Genomic DNA, 18,615 nt, shown 5'->3' with positions numbered 1-18,615 from the left:
TTTTGAAAATTTTAGTGCGGCGAGGGATGAATTATGAGTGGTGAAGTAATGATAAACTAAAATTCATTCCTTGGCATTTTGGAGATTAAATTGATTGCTGAAGAATAAAAAAAAGGCCAAAGCATAGTGTTGCTTCGACCTTTTTTTAAAAGAATTGTAGCGTTTTTATTATAAGCTAACCTATTGTTTAACTAGTTTCTGCACAGTTTTAGAACCATCTTCAAAAACTACATTCACGAAATATATTCCGTTTGAAAGGTTGGAAATATTTAATTCGGAAGTGTTTGTATTTACAGAAAGCACTTCTTTTAGTAACGAGCCGCTAATGCCGTAAACTTGAATGCTACTCATAGCTTTATTACTTTGTACCGTAAAGTTATTTTGAACTGGATTTGGGTATAAACTAATGTTGTTTGCAACATTATAATCTGTAACTCCTAATATATTTGGGTCTTTAAAAATATATGCTGAGCCAGCATCACCCATTTCATTAGTACCACTAGCATCGTGGTCTTCTCTAGGTGCTCCTACAATCATTTCGGGACCGTTCATTGCAATACTCCAACCATAAAAATCTTCAGCTGCAGTATCATCACCTTGTATTATTTGATCTTCTACCCACATTCCTGAGGCATCTTTTTTATAAAAGTATACTTCGCCTACTTCACTGCCGTAAATATGAGGAGCTGTTATAGCAATATAATCTTGATTTATAGCTGTGGCCCATCCAAATTGCACTCTGTCTGTTGATGGATTAGCATTTAAAATTTGAACTTCTTCAAAAATGCCTTGAGTATTTTTTTCAAAGATATAAGCTGTCCCAATTTCCAAGTTGGCGCCGTAAGATCCAACTACTATTTTATCATCTTCGATAGTTGCTGAATTCCCAAAGTAATCATCAACTTCTCCATTTGAAGCAATAATTGTTTGGTTGTATTCCCAAACACCGCCAGCGTTTTTAGTATATAAATATGCTGCTCCCCTTCTTTCGTTAACGCCTTGTGCCCCTATTAACAATTGATCTCCTGAAATCGAAACTCCTATTCCAAAAATATCATTTGCTAGAGGGTCTGGACTCATAATTTTTTGAGTTTCTTCCCATACTCCATTTACTTTGGTGAATACATATACAGAGCCAGTCCAAGAGTCTTCTCCTGGAGCTCCTGCTATAATGGTATTACCTTGTACATCTAAGGATGTTGGATTCATTCCTAATTTTGCATCACCACTTAGATCTGAGGCTACTATTTTCGTATCGAATTCCCAAGTATTATTTTGATAATCATAAACATATAGGGCTCCAGCTCTTATTACACCTCCTACATCTGCTCTTCCGGCTGCTACCACAGCATAATCGTCACCAAATTTTGCACCACCACCATATTCGGCGCCGGGATTGGGATCATCTGCCACCAATCTCTGGGAGAAGTCCCAAGTTCCTTGACTGTTTTTGGCGTAAATATAGGCAGCACCAGATGCTGAGGTTTCGCGTGATGTGCCTACTATGGCAAAATTGTCTGAGAGCGCCACAGCTGTTCCAAATTCTGCTCTACCTTCTCTATTTTCACTTACAATTTTTGATGTTTGTGAGAATTGTGCCGTCGCCACTGCTCCGAATAATAAGCAGCTTAAAAGGGTTAATTGTTTGATTCTATTAATTGATTTCATATTAATTACTTTAAAACTGTTAGATTATAATTTTAGTAGACGTTTGAAATAGGTTCTCTTATCAGTATTAATTTTCACCAAGTGCATTCCGCTAGATAGTTGAGAAATATCGATATTTTCAAGCTGAGAAGTAGTAGCCATTACTAATTGACCTGTAACATTATAAATCGTTACACTTTCAATATTTTTATTTGAAGCAATTACGCTAAAGCTATCATTAGCCGGATTTGGGAAAACTGCTATTTCTGAAGTCGCTACATTGTTTGATGTTCCAAGTACAAAAAGGTCTATGGAATATTTTACCAATCCGAGGTCGAAGGTTCCAAAATACACATCTGCGCTATCATCTACAAATTGAATGGTAGAACTAGCTGTGTTTAAGTAACCAAGTGCTTCGGCAGAAATTTCTTCCCAGTTTGCACCATTATCGAAAGAGTAAACAATTCGCGCATCTGCTTTAGGGTATAACCATCCGTCTGAATAATGTGTAATTGCCACAATTTGATCTTCGTTTTCGCTAGAATAGTAAGCTCTATCTACTTGCTCATCAAAAATTTGAGTCCAAGTTGCACCTTTATCTTCCGAAGCAAAGATTCCTTGCGTAGTTGAAATCAAGTATTCATCTGCATTTAAAGGATTAACGGAAGCACTAAAGATCATATCGTCTCTATCTACTAAAACTTCTAAGCCAGTAGAAGGATCTTCCCAAGTTGTACCGCCATCGTTAGTAATATATACATTTACACCCTGTGTAATTGTAATACGGTCTGGATCTGCTGGGTCTATAATTATTCCGTAGAGTAAATCTGAGGTAGGCAATGCAACCTCTTCAAAAACAGGAGCCGTAGGGTCAGTAACATCAAATTTAAACAAAGCTTCCCCAAAAGAAAACCAAACAATGTTTGTGTTTACTGGGTCTGTTGCCATAGCGTAGATGTTTATAAACATCATAGTAGTGTAAATAGGAGTGTATGATGCACCGTGGTCTAAACTCATTTCTAAAACTGAATCCATTCCAAACCTTCCGCTGTTAAAATTTCTACCTGCCACTACTTTATCGGCGTGTGGAAAAGTAGTTGATCCAAACGAATTGTTTAAATCGCGCATGCGGTGACCTGTTTCGGTATTAGTCGCTAAATCTCTGTGAATAAAACCATTTCTAAGACCGTAGTAAAGATGACTTTCTGAATCGCCAGCATAAGAATCTATACGCCCTGTACCATTAACCATTGGGCTATTTAACTTTTGTAGTGTTACACCCCCATCTGCAGAGCGGAACGGGTAAAAATCTGCAGCAATAATAAGATCGTCTGCTTGAAAAGGATTAAATGAAACTGAAAGTCCGTAGTAATATTCGGCTGGATCAACATCAGTATACACTTGATTACTCCAAGTTAGTCCATTATCGTTGGTTGTAATTATTTCGTTTTCTTCAAGAACAACAATGTTATCGGTATTCTGTGGGTTGAATTGTATTGTATTAATATGGTCGTTAGACATGCTAGTATAGCTAATTACCACTTCGTTCCAAGTATCGCCACCATCTAGTGAGCGGTATAAACCTTCTCTATGGCTACCGTATCCGTAGAATGTTCCTAAGAAAATATCGTTACTATCGGTAGGGTTAAATGCTATAGCGCTGTATGTATTTCCTGGAAGTTTTTCGTCCCAAGTAGATCCGCCATCAAGGCTTACAAAAAGGCCACCCATATCTCTACCTGGGCCTCCACCTCGCATTAAGAAAAAGTTCTCTGGATTAATAGGAGAAATAGCCACGTTATTTATTGCAACATCGCCGTGAACAGGGCTAAAATAGATGCTAAACCAGGTAACACCGCCATCTGTAGTTTTAAAAACTTCATTAGTAAAACCATTACCCAAAGTGTAAGTAGTGTGTAAAAGTGCTATGTTATTGTCTGCTTCGTAGATATCATAACTTTGAATAAGTATATCAGATTCAAAACCATTTGGCACATTATATTCTTTTATAACCGAACCATCGTTAAGGTCTATAATTACAACCTTATTATATTCTGTACCTTCGGCTTTTACAATAAAACTTAGGTTTTCGTTATTATTAATAAGACGCATATTTCTTAATACTGCATATACTTCCATTGAATCGCTGTAAAGCACTGTCCAACTATCGCCATCGTCTTCAGATTTAATAATATGGTTTCCTACTGTTCGGGCGTAAAGTGTACCTTCTATAGTAGCATCAAAAAGCACATCATAGATTTGCCCATATTCTTCATTTGATTCATAACTTAATTGCGCATACGTATTGTGAAAAAATGTTACTAAAAGAAATGTAATAAAAATAAAAGTCCTTTTCATACTTGAGTGTTTTTAGTTATGCCGTAAAAATAGAATGTAAGTGCGGTGAAGCCTTATAAACAGGCGTGACATTTTGTGACAATACGGGTAAGAAAATGTGACACCAACCTATATATCTGCTATATAAGCGGCTAAGGAAACGTCGTTTGAAAGCTTTAATTTTTTACGAATACGTTCTTTGCGTTTTCTACAAGACTGAGGAGTGATATTAAGAAGGGAAGCAATTTCACTATTACTTAAATTCATATGAAGATATATTATAAAACGAACATCCTGTTGCGTTAAACCTGGATTGTGTTTTAGAAGTCGACTGGAGAAACCAGGATTAACCTCTTCAAAATGGCTGAAAAAACTATCGAGCTGCGGATTTTTCTTTAAATGTTTACTGAGTTCTTTTATTTGAATAAGCAAATCTGGCTGGGCTTTTACCTGCGGATTTGCCGTAAAGGTATCAACGATTTCCTCTATCAATTCATTTCTGCTAGAAAGATAAAGTGCTTTTGAGGTTAGTTTTCTATTTTTAATATCCAACTCATTTTTAAAGCGCTCCTGTTCTAAGTTAACCAGAGCTTCCTGTTCACGCATCTGTTTTTCGGCCAGTAGCCTTTTGCTTTTTTCCTGTTCAAGTTCCAACTCGGCAATTTTTTTACGTTGCCGGTGTCTAATTGCATAGTTTCGAAATATCCAAATAATAGAGATAAGTAGTAAAACGATACAAGTAGTGATGATATAGAAAAAACGTCGTTCTTTTTTTAGGAGTATTTGACTTTCGCTTAATTGGTGCGCGTAGTTTTGTAGTTCAAATTTAATTTTATTGTTTTCATAACGCACGTTATTTCTAATTTGCTGAAGGGTATCGCGAGCTACTAAAACACTATCCTTATAAATTAGTGCCTTATCATAATCATTTAATGACACATATGCTTTAGAAAGCGCATCATACACATCTTCCCTATTTTCCATTGCGATGGAACCTTGTCTTGCCATTTGTGCATATTCAAGGCTCTGATTATACTTTTTTTGCTTTTGGGATATTTGGGAAAGTAAAATTAGAATAAATACTTTGTTGTCTGCATTTGCCTCCCCCTGCAATTGTGGCAATAGTTCAAGCGATAAATCTTTCGCCTGTTCCAACAGTTGCCGTATTACAAGGTTTTCTGCTTGGGCCATTTTAGCCATTACGGCTACTTTGGGTTGATCTTTTACAAGCGGTAATGCTTCCTCTATATATTTACTGGCCTCCTCCTGGGCATTCATTTTGTTGGCAACCAACGCCAGGTTGATAGCATAATACCCGTGTTTACTTCGGTTGTCGAGGTTGAAACTTAGATTATACGCCTTCAGAAAATATTCTTTGGCTTTGTCTAATTTTTCATCTTGAAAATAGAGAATACCAATATTGTTCAGTACTGTAAGTTCATCTTTGGTTTCAAGATCTGTTATTGCTATTTCGTAGGCTAACAGATAATAATCTAAAGCCTCACCAAAGGCTGACATAAGATAATAATTGGAACCTGTATTAAGCAAGGCACGAAATTCCTGTTTAGGCCAATTATTTTCTTCAGCTACAGCGCTCGCCTCAACAAGTAATTCTAATGATTGAACATGCTTTTTTTGAAACATCAATTCAATGCCTCGCTCAATTAATTTTTCGCACTCTAATTGATTTATAGTTTGACCGAATATAATCGAACTGAAAAGGAAGAGGGATAGAATTATTATTTTTTCAACAAACTTCATTTGGGGACTTTGGAAACGAAAATAAAACTATTTGAATTTTCTGAGGGTATGATTTTGAAGATATATTGTAAAAAAAATGTGAGATTAAGAAATCAAGAAGTATCAATACTCAATTTTGAGTTATATTAAGTTCAGGTTCACAATAGTTTAAAATTCTTTCCGAAGCTTTTTAAAATCTACCGTGCGTGCTACATGTCCTGCTACAGCCGCGGTTTTGGATAGTGTGCTTCCCGCCCATTTTAATTGCTCTACAGGGTTTGCCTTTACCTCTTCAATTATATTGAAGAGAAATTGCACAGCATCTGCACTAGTATCAAGCAAACTGTTGGGGTTTTTTATTTGGTGACTTAAGGCTTTTGATATTTCCACTCCTCCTTGTTTTAACGATTTTAAAATGAAAGGAAAATTTAGCGCTTTATATGATGGATATGTTCCTTCAAAAATACCGGCTATAATATCTGCATATCCTTTGTCTTCCTTAGCGCGGGCTATAACGACTGTAAGAATTTGCATCCAAACTTTGGTGAGGGTTTTGTTTCGGGGAAATTGCACTAACAAATTAGAAAGCGCAAAGTCGAAACCTACTTCTTTATGCACTTTTTGCGAATAGGAGTTCAAAGCTGTTTCAGAAAAATCATCTTCGGCAACACAATTTTCAATAGTTTCTGCCGCCCAGCGCGAACTTAAAAGCGCATATTGAATACCATCGCCGCTCAAAGGATTTATAAGCCCTGCCGCCTCGCCTACTAATAGTATTCTGTCGGCAATCAACTTTTTTGAAGCGTTGAAAAAAGTAATAGGCCAACCTTCCATTTTAGCTTCCAAAGTACCGTTCCCGATGCGTTCTGCAATTTCGGGATGTGTGGCAATGTGATCTGTAAGTAGTTTTTTGATATGATCTGGCTTATGCGGAAAAGTCTGCGAAATCATAGCCATGCCCACATTCGCATCATTTTTTCCTTTCGGAAACATCCAAAAAATTCCGGGAAATCCTTCTTCACTAAAATAAATATCCACCCTGTCTGTAGGGCCGTTTACATTATTGTAATAAGCACGAAGCCCCAAAAGTTGGTAATCGTCTTGGGGTTTGCTGCCGTGCATTTGCCGCGCAATGGTCGATCTACTGCCATCGGCACCCACTACTAGTTTCGCTTTAATATGCTGTTCTTCCCGCCCGTTTTTTACCGTTACTATTGCTGCATTGGGAGTAACTTTATAATTAACCACACGACAATTTTCCAAATAGGAAGCACCCGCTTTTTTTGCAGCTTCGTAAATCATTGCGTCCAATTCTATCCGCGGTATAATTCGCGCGTGGAATTGCAAGTGTTCGGGTTTTGAAAGATTTATAAATACTTGGTCTGTTTTTAAAAACAATCCTACCTTTTTTATTTCGTTGGCTTTTGCAAATTTCTGGGTTTGGGTAATGCCCATTTTATTCAATTCGGCTAAAGCGATAGGGCTTACACCATCGCCACAAACCTTATCGCGCGGAAATTTTCCGGCTTCTACAACAATAACCTTAATGCCTTTTTTCGCCAAATGAAACGCTAAAGCACTGCCGGAGGGACCGCCACCAGAGATGAGCACATCGCAATCATAATTAATTTTAGGTTTTACGGTTAGCATAGTTTTAGTATTCGCGGTCTATCATATAAATGATAATATTTTCAATCAAACTTTTGTCTTCAGAATCGGGCAATCTGGAAAAAATGGTATAGAATTCTTTTAATGCAGCACCCGCCAAATATTGGGCGGTGTGTTTGGCGTGTGTAATCGCGCCGTAGCTGTGCATTAATTCTAAAATTTCCTTTGCATCCACATTTGTTCTTTGCCTGATGGGAACAGATAAAAATTCTGAAATTCTCACAAGTTCTTCAGGTTTGCAATTTTCCATTAAATGAATTAGCATTAAGGTGCGTTTGCCTTCTAAAATGTCGCCACCTATTTCTTTGCCATATTTTTCTTCGTCGGCAATAAGATTTAAAACATCATCTTGAATCTGAAAAGAAGTGCCCATAAAATAACCAAGTCGGTCGAATTTTTCAGGATTCACCCTCCCCTTTGTGCCTATAATGGCACCAATCCGCAGCGGATGAATGCAAGTGTACCAACAGGTTTTTTTGAGAATCATTCGCAGATAGTCCGTTTCTTGCAGATTTGCGGTGTTGTCTTTTCGCCAGCCTAGTTCCATGGCTTGTCCTTCTACAGATTCGGAAACCATATGCTGCACTTCTAAAAAAATTTGCATTGACACTTTATCCCCCAGCAATTCGCGATTTTTGAATAATGGATACAGGCCCAGCACTTGCATAGCATCGCCTACATTTATGGCAATGGCCGTATTGGTACTTTCGTGTAGCGTAGGTTTATTTCTTCTGAAAAAACTTTCGTCCTCCACATCATCGTGGATAAGAAATGCATTATGAAGTAACTCCAAACAAACAGCAGAATTAGAAGCTTCTTCTTGTTTGCCGCCGAAAGCTTTACAAGCGGCTATGCAAAGCCCAGGCCTAAAGCCTTTACCGCCGCGGTTGGGATATTCAGAAATTAAATTGTAGAGATATGTGCGAGGTTCCTTATCTGGTATGAAGTCGTGGATCCCTTTTAATGTTTCGGCACCATAATTTGCAAGCATCGCTTTCATTAAAAGGGTGTCCATAGTTTTAAGAGATTACTACTACATTGAGAACTACTTTTACGAGGGCATTATCCGAATCTGTGATTAAGGAATTGTAGGCGCCGGGTTGTGCGTCATTTGGTACGGAAAGCTGAACTTTCACTGTTCTTTCTTCTTTTGGTTTTAATGATAGCCGAAGCGGGGTGATTTTTAAAGCTGAAGCATTTATTGACTGCCCATTTGGACCGAAAAGTGATGTTTTTTGAAAACTAATTTTTGTCACTTTATCAGAATCCTCAAAAAGGGTGAAACTGAAAGTTTCCGATTGTCCAGGTTTTAAGGGCTGTTCTGTTTCAAGCAGTGTTAATGTTGGAGTTTTTTTCACAGCATCTGCCTCCGACTTTTCATCCTTTTCATTTTCTGTTTTGGTAAGCTTATTAACCTGATGTGTAAGGGCTGTTATTGCATCGAGAAAGAGATCGACAGCTTCGTGGGTATCTCTGCGGATACGATTCATAAGATCGTCTGGGTTGCTTCGGATGTTGTCTACATCTAATACTTTTTTCTCAATTTTTTTGGCGGCCAGTATGCCAGCAGCTATTTCTTCTTCAAGAACATTAACTGCAGAATTGATAACTTTTTGAGCGCTGGAAAGTATTTCATCTTTTTTTATTCCCTTAAGAATATCGTCTGCCAATTTCCTGCTTCCACTACTCTTTTTTTGCTCCTCTTTTTGTTTGGCGGCCATTTCCAGTAGTTTTTATGGTTTTTGAAATTGGTTTTTCAACGGGCTTTTCAGCAATCGTTAATCTAATTAGAAAATAGGCGGGTTCAAAACCGAGTACTTGTACTTTACTTTGGTAAGTTCCAAGGCTTAAATCATCATTAACCGAAATTTGTATTTCCACAGTTTCTGATACGCCAGGGGCCAATTGAAACGATTGAGGCTTAAAGTTGGTTGAAAGATTTAACGAGTTGAAAGGTTCGACTTCATTTATATATTCAGAATTTACAAACTGGCAGGTAGCTTCTTTATTTTTAATATTATCTAAAAGAAATTGCAGATTTACTCTTTGACCAGCATAAGTGGTTGCCAATAAAACAAAAGAGGGCTCTTCTGCATTTTCTCGGTCTTCACTTGTTGTGTCACCAGTTGCTGGATCAAACGCTTTTTTAGTTAAAGCGAATCCGAGGTCCATCATATTTTTATAATGATCGAGATTCATTTTGGTAAATGAAGTGAATGCTCCCATCATTACTTCTGGCTGAAAGAGTTTAAAATTTTTAAGTTCTTTCCCCGAACTACCAAACTCCTTAAACATATCTGTACTCTGCTTTAGATAGTGCTTGTTGATTTCAATAGTTTTTTTAAAAATCCCTTCAACATCTTTTGAAAAATCATCCTTTGGTGTGCTCATCTTTTTGGTTATAAGAAGTTTCCATTGTTCTAACATTTGCATTCAATCTATTTGGTCGCGGTTCGCAGTAAAAGTGCGATTGCCAACTTTGCCATTTTAGTTTGAATTTTTTCTCGTCAAGGGGGCTTACTTCTGTACCGTTATTATCATTCACATTTAAAGTGAAACATACATTTTGATTTATCTCTCTTTCCCGAATTACCACTTCGGCTTTATAACTACTTCCATTATTATAGTTGGCTAAGTCTAAAGTCATTAATACGCGTTCACTTCGACCTGGCTCTATAGTAAGGCTAGTTTTGTTTAAAACAGGTTGCGATGGAGCGAGATTGCCGTCTACATCCGTCAATTCGCGCACGCCCACACGATAGGTTTTTTGTGTATTGCATTTGTTCGAAACAATTATAGGAACGATAATACGCTCTCCAGCCATAGCTTGCCTATTAATAGTTGCAATGCAATGTGGCGGACAAGTTTCCTCGGGCGGGCAGCATTTACTTTTCTTTCCCGTGCCGAATATATTTAGCGTTGGAAGCCCACTATCAGAAATAGTTCTATTGAAGTTAGACATATTTTCAACCATATTTTCCACCAAGGGTTGCATGGCTTCCATGGAAACAGTTGTCATTTTTTGAAAATTATCTGTTAGCATTTGTGGGAGTGAATTATCACTTTGATTGTTTGTCATAACTGGTGTTTTTGTTGTTTTCCCTATGCGACTTTATAACCACTGAAATTTCCTTATCCCAAAATCTGAAATTACCATCGTAGTCGCGTCTTGACTCGGCATTTTTTGGTAGGGTGAAGTTAACGTGAAGCAGAAGCGACTCGCCCGGCTGGACAATTTGACTGTGTTCATCTACAGAAATTGAGGCCCAATCCGTAAGATTAGCCTTTAGATTTCTAGTAACCTCATCTAATGTAGACATTAAATCGTCCTTTCCTTTCTCTCGAAATCCCTGCCCAAAAGCACGACAAAGGAGGTCCATATCTAATGCTGCCGCATGTTTTAATTCGGGCACCTCAAAAGGCATATTACCTTTGTTGGTAAGCGTAATTACAGCAACGTGGGTGGTTCCAGGGGAAGTATCCTGAAAAGTAAATTGATTTGGATACACCTCAATATTAATGGAAGGCTGAACTATCATTTTCACCTTGTGAATTTCTTCGCCTACCATTATATTACTTTCATAGGTGCCAGGCGGTGTGGTGGAAGGAAGCTGATGATAAACCGTTTCTAATTTTTGTTCGCCGGGCCGTAGTCTAAAAGAGAATTGTAAAAAGTCTCTCCCGCCATCTTGAATTCGTTTTTTGTTTTTATCTACAAGGGCAAGAGTCTTTACCCGTAGCGGATCGTTTTGGCGATTCTCAAACTGAATATTTCCTTGCAAGCTAGAAGGAGGGCCATTTAGAACGATCTCCTTCGCTATTATATTAATTTTTTCCTGATGGGCATCTGCTGTAACGACTTTCATGGCTTTTGCTTTTTGTAAGATGCTATAGTATCTTTTGTTTCTTCGGGATTTGACTGCCCTGTTCGACCTGGAAACGGTCGTGTATCTGGCTCACAACAATCATCTTCGCAAAGTTCTGCTGAGGTGGGAATGTAGGGTTCCGTTATAATTTGGCTTTCACCCCCCATACAAACATTCAATACCTCTACCCCTAGCATTTTCACACATATATTAGAATAGTTTGGTATACGAACACGCACTTTCATCATGTCCTTAATATCGTCCAAAGTGAATCGCGGGAGATTTAAAATCTCAATTTTGCTGTCTGTACTTACCGGTTCGTTTGGATCGCCTGTAAGTTTCAGTACACTGTCTGTCTCTAATTTACCACTTACAATGGTTTCGATACTGCCACCATGGGTAGCATCAAATCCACCCGATAATCGGGTATCAAGACCTCCATCTATAGTTGAATCTACATCAAAAATACCGGTAGGTTTTAGCTCGTTCTTGAAGGGCTGTGGAATACTTGGCATGCTCATAATGAAAAGTTTTAATTAACTCAAAGTTAGGGAATTAAGTGAATTAATTTTAAATAATGAGCATATTTTTTTAGCTCACATTCTGAAATTTAACATACAGCGTGCGAAAAATATATTATAAAAAGGTGAATTAATAGCGCATTATTAGACGATCCTAATGTGCTAATAAGAAGAAGTATTCTCTCTAAATTGGAAAAAAGTTAGGATTGAAGCTCAGTAAAAATTAGTTTTAAATGAAGATGTTTATTCTAGATGGTCAATAAACTTTTCAAAACCTAGCAGGTCATCTCCCATCCCTATTTTTCTTCGAAGATTTGCCTTTTTTGATTCAACTTGTTCCCTACTAATTCCCATTAACGAAGCTATTTCATCTATAGAAAGTTGAAGCTTTAGCATACAGCAAAAGGCTACTTCGTTTTCTGATAAATTAGGGAACATTTCAGTAAGTTGTACCGCGAAAGCTGGGTGAACCTCAACAAATTTGCCTTTAAAGTATTTCCAATAGTTATTCTGGCTCAGCAGACCGTTTAGTTTAGCGGCCAATTCCATCGAGTTTTCTGGGTTTTCTCGGTTATCTACCAATTCCTTTATTCTTTTTTGAATGTCTGAAATCTCTAAAGTTACTTCTATCAATTCTTGCTCTTTATTAGCAATCGTTTTTTCGCGTTCTACACGTAATTCGCTTGCCAATTTATTCTTCTCCTCTAGTACATCTTTACTATTTTCTAAGCTTGTTACTAATTCTTCTTGCAGTTTTAGTTTGTGCCTATTAGACCAAAATAGCACAATCCCAAATGCAAGTATCAAAACAAAACTTAAAATACTCAACATTAATATTTTATCCTTTTTGCTATTGTTTTCAACCAAAAGCTCGTTGTTTTTCGTTAAAACAAAATTTTTCTCGAGTTGGAGGTCATTCTGATAAGATTCTTGAAGTTCAAATGCCTTCGCCTTGTTAAGAACATCGTTAACTGAATCCTTTAAAAAATCTAAACGTTCAAAAGTTGCCAATGAATTTTGCACCATTCCTTTTTGACTGTATGTAGAAACAGCTTGCTTTAAAAAAGATATCTCATTGTCGGCATTCATTTTTAGTCTGTGGGTTTTTACGGTGGCTTTTACCTTTGCGACTAAGTTTAGAGCGGTTGTATACTGTTTTTGATCATTTAAAAAGGTAAGATAGCCAACACTGGTCTCCAAAAATCGAGGAGAATTTAACTGATACAAACCGTCGTAGGCCTCTTTAAAGGCAACTTGAGCTTCTTCTGTTCTGCCTGTAGCAACATAAAGTTTAGCAAGATTAGTAACAGCCAGCCATTTATACTCCAACTGGTTCATCTCCAGAAAGGCATTTTTTGCTTCATTTAAGGATTTTTCAGCTTTCTTATAATCTAGTTTCAATTGAATCAAACAATTGGAATAAGTCAACAGAGTTACGTAATAATTACTACCTTTTAATTTTGCGAATGATGGCAAAACCTCTTCAAATAAATCTAGTGCAAACGCATAATCACCATTGTTATAATATAGGTTTGCTAATTTTTGCTTCACTACATATAGTTCTCTTTCATCTTTTACATCGTTTAAAATAGCAATAGCTTTCTTTAGGTATTCCAGCGCTTTTTCGCTGTTTTTCATGTAATTGTAGTTAGATGCCATTTCGCCATAAGTCCTACCTATACCTTGCTGGCTATTAACTTGTTTATACATTTCAATAGCTTTTTCACAAGCCTCTAAAGATTCATCATAACGCGCCCCAATTCGGTAATTAATAGCGAGATTTAGATACATGTCTCCGTGTAGCCTAGGATATTCTTCTGTATACCCCAATGCCTTTTTCATATAAAACTCGGCAGAATCAGTAACCGCAAGTTTGTTGTATTGTATTCCAATATGGCTGTACGTTCTGCCAATAACCGTATCGTGAAGTTTTGCAGAATGCTCCAGAAGACGGAACATATAATATTTGGTAGAATCAGGGTTTGAATAGACCGTTTTCTCTATCTGCTCTTTTAGTTTATTGATTTCAGGAGTTTGTGCGTGTAAGTTTAATAAATGACAAAAAAATATGGGGAGAAAAATTAATAATTTCATAGTGAGGTTTGGAGTGCTAAATATATAATAATTCCTAATAATACGGTGAAAATTTCTCGTTAGTACTGTATTAGTAAGCTAATTGGCAAATATTTTTAAATTTTGAAGACGATAGCTAAACGATTAATTTCCACAGAAAATTATAATAGCTATAAATATTGAAGAGAACGACATTGTTAGGCTTGTGATAATTTTTCTATTGCGACTTCCATATCAATGATTTTTTCGTTTAAAAATAAAATTCAAGAATGAAAAGCGAACTTCATTTCACGATACTTTAACAATATTCTTAGTTTGAATACTCTTCAGAAAAAATAGAACGTTTAAAAACAAAACCCCTTGCGCCATTAGCACTAGGGGTTCTTGAAATTAAAAATTAAACACTATTCCTTTAATAAACGTTTTGTTATTTGTCCTGTTTTACCTTTGATGATTACTACATAAGTGGCAGCAGCAAGGTTATCAATATTTAGCGTTTTGGCAGTAATCATTCCTTCTAAGTTGAAGGATTGTACTAGTCTTCCAGTTAAATCATAAATATTGGCGCTCTCAAGTTCTAAGCTTTGTGGATTGCTAATTGTTACATTCCCTTTTGCTGGGTTTGGATACATTGAAATGCTGCCAAGGTTCTGACTGTTTTCGCCTAAACCAAGTACACTTTCTACAACAAGCTCAAACTCGCAGCTGCTACTATTGCCATATTGATCTGTTGCGGTTAGTGAAATAGTATAAGTGCCGTCAGATAGCGGAGTGCCAACTGCTGGATTCTGTGTGATTTCTGAAATAGGATTGGAACAATTATCTACAGCAGTAGCCTCGTCTGTTGCAATATAATCTGGAAGTATATAATACAGATTATTCGTTCCTGGATCTACAGTTTGATTTGCAGGACAGCTAATTACTGGCGCAAGATTATCTACTACAGTTACAACCGCTGTACAAGTTGCAAGATTGCCATTGTTATCTTGGCTGAAAACTTGTACAGTAACTGGATTACCAATATCTGCGCAACTAAATTCAGTTATATCTACAGCTACTGTATAGATTCCACAAATATCGTCGTTAGAAGCAATAACATTGCTTGGATTTAGAATTGCCGTGCCGTTAGCACCAAGTTCTAATGTGTAATCTTGACAAACAAGTACAGGACTTGTGTTATCCTCTACATTTACCGTAGCGGTGCAAGTGGCAACATTACCATTTACATCGGTTACGGATAGAGTTACGAGATTAGCCCCGGTGTGGGAACAGTCGAAGGTATAAACATCAAGTTCATAACTTGCGATGCCACATGAATCTGTGCTACTATTTAGAATATCTGTTTCAGTAATAGTGACCGTGCCAGTTACAGGATCGAGTTCCACAGTTATATTTTGGCAAGTTACTTCGGGAGCAGTTACATCTTGTACAGTAACGATTGCGGTACAACTACTGCTGTTTCCGTTTAAGTCGGTTACTGTTAAGATTACATTGTTTACACCAACATTGCTACAGTCAAAAGTGTTTAAATCTATGCTTATTGAAGCTACGCCACATGCATCATTACTACCACCATCAACGTCTGCAGCGGTAATGCCAGCATTGCCATTTGCATCCAGCTGGACAGTAATATTTTGACAAACCGCTACTGGTGCTTCATTATCGGTTACTGTAATAATAGTTGTACAACTCGTATTTTGGCCATTTCCGTCATTTATTGTCCAAATAACGGTGGTTATTCCTGTAGGTAAGATTTCTCCCGAAAGAGTTGCTGTACCATTTAGATTATTACTGATGTTACCATCTGCGCAGTTATCTGTGAATGTGGCATCAAATTCATTTCCTAGAACTGTGTACTCACAAACGCCCGGATTTGTATCGCGGCTGGCATTTGGCACACAACTAATAACTGGAGCTTCGTTGTCTTCAACTGTAATTACTGTTGTACAAGTAGTTGTTTGACCGTTGCCATCATCAACCGTCCACACAACTGTTGTAACTCCTTTTGGAAGGATTTCCCCTGCAATAGTCGCAAGTCCGTTGTAATTGTTGGTGAGAGTTCCTGAGGAACAATTATCTGTAAATGTGGCGTCAAACTCGTTTCCTATTACCGTGTATTGACAAACACCCGCATCAGTATCTCGCGTTGCGTTTGGAACACAAGTAATAATTGGATCTTCATTGTCTTCAATCGTAATTATTGTAGAACAAGTAGCAGATTGACCATTGCCATCGTTTACTGTCCAAACTACTGCATAAATTCCTTTGGGAAGAACTTCTCCCGCAAGTGTAGCCGTTCCATTATAATTATTGGTGATGCTACCATCAGGACAATTGTCTGTGAATGAAGCATCAAACTCAGTGCCTATTACTGTGTATTGACAAACGCCCGGATCAGTATCGCGAGTTGCGTTTGGCGCACAAGTAATAACTGGATCTTCGTTGTCTTCAATTGTAACTATTGTGTTACAAATGGCAATTTGTCCATTACCATCGTTAGCCGTCCATACAATGGTTGTTATTCCTTTTGGAAATATTTCACCAGCAAGCGTTGCGGTGCCATTGAAATTGTTGGTAATGCTGCCATCTGGGCAATTATCTGTGAATGTAGCATCAAACTCGTTACCTATTACTGTGTATTGGCAAACGCCAGAATCAGTATCGCGAGTTGCGTTTGGCACACAAGTAATAATTGGGTCTTCATTGTCTTCAATTGTAATTACTGTTGTGCAAGTGGCTGTTTGGCCATTGCCATCGTCAACCGTCCAAACAATTGTATAAATTCCTTTTGGAAGAATTTCACCCGCAAGGGTAGCTGTTGCATTATAATCATTTGTGATTATTCCATCGGAACAATTATCTGTAAACGTTGCATCAAACTCAGTGCCTACGATAGTGTATTCGCATAAGCCTATTTCCGTATCGCGCGTTGCGTTTGGTATGCAAGCAATAATTGGATCTTCATTGTCTTCAATTGTAATTATTGTGGTACAAGTAGCGGTTTGGCCATTACCATCGTCTGCTATCCAAACTACAGTAGTTATTCCTTTTGGAAGGATTTCCCCAGAAAGAGTGGCAGTTCCGTTAATATCGTTACTGATGCTACCATTAGCACAGTTATCTGTGAAGGTTGCATCAAACTCAGTGCCTACTATAGTGTATTGACAAACGCCAAAATCAGTATTGCGAATATCGTCTGGCAAACAACTAATTACTGGAGCTATATTGTCTTCAATAGTTACAGTCGAAGTACAACTGCTAGTGTTTCCAACTGAATCGGTAACTGTTAAAGTAACCGTGTTTGGACCAATGTTGCTACAATCGAAAGAGTCTGGAGATATAGACAAGGTTGCCGATCCCGTACAACCAAAAGTAGAGCCATCGTCTACATCATCTGCTGTTATGCTGGCATTGCCGCTGGCATCAAGCTCTACTACTATATTTTTACAAATGGCAACGGGTGGATTACTTAGTCCTCCATCAATTATAATCCACCCGAAAGAGCTTATCATTCTCTCTCTTGCCATTGTACCATTACAATATTTACTATTGCCCGCGTCAAAGGTCACCCCGTCTTGTAAAATCTGGGCACCCCAACCTATTAACAAGGCATCGTAATGGATGGTAGTTAATGCTATTCCATTAAACATAAAATACATATCTGTTACGTTTGTAACATTCCAATTTCCAATATTTTGATTGAATGCGGAGGCATTTGCAAACATCCCTGTCATATCCTCAACGCTACCAACATTCCAATTACCTATATTCTGGTTGAAAGACGTAGCGTTATAAAACATAAAAGACATATCAGTTACGCTACCTACATTCCAAGTACTTATATTCTGATTAAATGCAGTTGCAGAAGCAAATAAACCTCTCATAAGGGTTACGTTGCTAACATTCCAATTGCTTATGTTTTGGTTGAATGCCCCAGTATTACCGAACATATAAGACATATCGCTAACGCTGGAAAGGTCTGGCGCATCTGCTGCAGTTACAACAAGATTTGCACAACCTCTAAAAGCTCTATTCATGGAACTCCAAGCTGTGGAACCCCATTGATTTACAGCTATAATTTTTCGGCGATCGCCGGCATTATTAAAAAAGATACGAGGAAAATCTCCCCTTATGGCAACAGTATATGTACCCTCGATTCCGTAATCGTGGGTAATATTTCCACTAACGCCAAAATCGTCGAAAATACCGTCATTGTTCCAATCAACATCATAATTGTATCCTGCATCCGTGGTTGGTATAGTAATAGAGGTAGAATTTGAAGTTCCTGGATTGTCGGTTTTCCAAGAAGTGATAAATTCAGCTTGAGCATTTGCTTGGTTAACTGCAAAGCACAGCAATAGTAGAAGTAAATATTTACTCATTTTTTTCGATTTGGGGCTAATATTAAAACTGTTTATTCCCGTAGGTAGGAATGTTGATTTCAAATAAAAAAGTTAAGTTGTGAAACTAATAAAGAACCAAATTAGAATAGTATTTTCTTACTAAATTCAATATTAATTAAAGTAGGACCTCTTTACTTTTCGATTTTAAAAACAGCGAAAGTTATAATATTATCGTGTTGTAATCGGTGAATTCCCAATAATTTCGACGAAACGCAAGTTGATTTTTTAAAACACCTCATTTTCAGCTATTTAATTATTGGCGATAATGCCAAAATACAGTTGCTTTTGGAGGATAATTGGCAATTCAGAGTATTGAAGTGTCAAAAATTTATAAGAAATACTTCAGAAAGAACAATTATG

General features: G+C 37.4%; 12 protein-coding genes. All 12 read right to left on the bottom strand.

Annotation, left to right across the window (positions count from 1 at the left end):
* Positions 1-180 precede the first annotated feature (180 nt).
* On the bottom strand, positions 181-1,668 hold the full coding sequence (locus tag AC3RVG_RS09925; protein WP_489691309.1) for a T9SS type A sorting domain-containing protein: 1,488 nt from the start codon (positions 1,666-1,668) through the stop codon (positions 181-183).
* Positions 1,669-1,692: 24 nt separating this feature from the next.
* Entirely contained in the window at positions 1,693-4,005 is a 2,313-nt protein-coding gene (locus tag AC3RVG_RS09920; protein WP_489691308.1) for a T9SS type A sorting domain-containing protein, read from the bottom strand.
* A 108-nt stretch (positions 4,006-4,113) separates the two neighbouring features.
* Entirely contained in the window at positions 4,114-5,745 is a 1,632-nt protein-coding gene (locus AC3RVG_RS09915) for a tetratricopeptide repeat protein (protein ID WP_489691307.1), read from the bottom strand.
* Between the two features lie 147 nt (positions 5,746-5,892).
* Positions 5,893-7,374 (bottom strand): NAD(P)/FAD-dependent oxidoreductase, encoded by a 1,482-nt coding sequence (locus AC3RVG_RS09910; protein ID WP_489691306.1) that lies wholly within the window; start codon positions 7,372-7,374, stop codon positions 5,893-5,895.
* A 4-nt stretch (positions 7,375-7,378) separates the two neighbouring features.
* Positions 7,379-8,407, bottom strand: coding sequence for a polyprenyl synthetase family protein (locus AC3RVG_RS09905; protein WP_489691305.1), 1,029 nt, complete (start codon positions 8,405-8,407; stop codon positions 7,379-7,381).
* Between the two features lie 4 nt (positions 8,408-8,411).
* On the bottom strand, positions 8,412-9,113 hold the full coding sequence (locus AC3RVG_RS09900; protein ID WP_489691304.1) for a COG1470 family protein: 702 nt from the start codon (positions 9,111-9,113) through the stop codon (positions 8,412-8,414).
* On the bottom strand, positions 9,076-9,783 hold the full coding sequence (locus AC3RVG_RS09895; protein WP_489691303.1) for a COG1470 family protein: 708 nt from the start codon (positions 9,781-9,783) through the stop codon (positions 9,076-9,078). Before AC3RVG_RS09895 ends, AC3RVG_RS09900 begins: the two co-directional genes overlap by 38 nt.
* Positions 9,764-10,471 (bottom strand): hypothetical protein, encoded by a 708-nt coding sequence (locus AC3RVG_RS09890; RefSeq protein WP_489691302.1) that lies wholly within the window; start codon positions 10,469-10,471, stop codon positions 9,764-9,766. Before AC3RVG_RS09890 ends, AC3RVG_RS09895 begins: the two co-directional genes overlap by 20 nt.
* Entirely contained in the window at positions 10,452-11,258 is an 807-nt protein-coding gene (locus AC3RVG_RS09885; RefSeq protein WP_489691301.1) for a COG1470 family protein, read from the bottom strand. The genes AC3RVG_RS09890 and AC3RVG_RS09885 overlap by 20 nt, the downstream gene beginning before the upstream one ends.
* The gene (locus tag AC3RVG_RS09880) at positions 11,255-11,779 is read right to left on the bottom strand and encodes a hypothetical protein (RefSeq protein WP_489691300.1); all 525 of its coding nucleotides are present in this window, start codon (positions 11,777-11,779) and stop codon (positions 11,255-11,257) included. The genes AC3RVG_RS09885 and AC3RVG_RS09880 overlap by 4 nt, the downstream gene beginning before the upstream one ends.
* 243 nt (positions 11,780-12,022) lie before the next feature.
* The gene (locus tag AC3RVG_RS09875) at positions 12,023-13,873 is read right to left on the bottom strand and encodes a tetratricopeptide repeat protein (protein ID WP_489691299.1); all 1,851 of its coding nucleotides are present in this window, start codon (positions 13,871-13,873) and stop codon (positions 12,023-12,025) included.
* A gap of 383 nt (positions 13,874-14,256) precedes the next feature.
* Positions 14,257-18,234 carry a BspA family leucine-rich repeat surface protein gene (locus AC3RVG_RS09870; RefSeq protein ID WP_489691298.1) on the bottom strand — a complete coding sequence of 1,326 codons (3,978 nt, stop codon included), beginning with the start codon at positions 18,232-18,234 and terminating at the stop codon, positions 14,257-14,259.
* Positions 18,235-18,615: the final 381 nt, after the last annotated feature.

This window comes from Aequorivita sp. IT1282 (assembly GCF_058068205.1).
The sequence above is the reverse complement of the archived record's forward strand: the minus strand, read 5'-3'. Positions and strand labels throughout refer to the sequence as shown.

Bases quoted from the DNA above. Each gene is read 5' to 3' on its own strand.
- AC3RVG_RS09900 (WP_489691304.1), bottom strand. From the start codon at position 9,113: ATGGCCGCCAAACAAAAAGAGGAGCAAAAAAAGAGTAGTGGAAGCAGG.
- AC3RVG_RS09885 (WP_489691301.1), bottom strand. From the start codon at position 11,258: ATGAAAGTCGTTACAGCAGATGCCCATCAGGAAAAAATTAATATAATA.
- AC3RVG_RS09895 (WP_489691303.1), bottom strand. From the start codon at position 9,783: ATGAGCACACCAAAGGATGATTTTTCAAAAGATGTTGAAGGGATTTTT.
- AC3RVG_RS09875 (WP_489691299.1), bottom strand. From the start codon at position 13,873: ATGAAATTATTAATTTTTCTCCCCATATTTTTTTGTCATTTATTAAAC.
- AC3RVG_RS09920 (WP_489691308.1), bottom strand. From the start codon at position 4,005: ATGAAAAGGACTTTTATTTTTATTACATTTCTTTTAGTAACATTTTTT.
- AC3RVG_RS09870 (WP_489691298.1), bottom strand. From the start codon at position 18,234: ATGAGTAAATATTTACTTCTACTATTGCTGTGCTTTGCAGTTAACCAA.
- AC3RVG_RS09890 (WP_489691302.1), bottom strand. From the start codon at position 10,471: ATGACAAACAATCAAAGTGATAATTCACTCCCACAAATGCTAACAGAT.
- AC3RVG_RS09910 (WP_489691306.1), bottom strand. From the start codon at position 7,374: ATGCTAACCGTAAAACCTAAAATTAATTATGATTGCGATGTGCTCATC.
- AC3RVG_RS09880 (WP_489691300.1), bottom strand. From the start codon at position 11,779: ATGAGCATGCCAAGTATTCCACAGCCCTTCAAGAACGAGCTAAAACCT.
- AC3RVG_RS09905 (WP_489691305.1), bottom strand. From the start codon at position 8,407: ATGGACACCCTTTTAATGAAAGCGATGCTTGCAAATTATGGTGCCGAA.
- AC3RVG_RS09925 (WP_489691309.1), bottom strand. From the start codon at position 1,668: ATGAAATCAATTAATAGAATCAAACAATTAACCCTTTTAAGCTGCTTA.
- AC3RVG_RS09915 (WP_489691307.1), bottom strand. From the start codon at position 5,745: ATGAAGTTTGTTGAAAAAATAATAATTCTATCCCTCTTCCTTTTCAGT.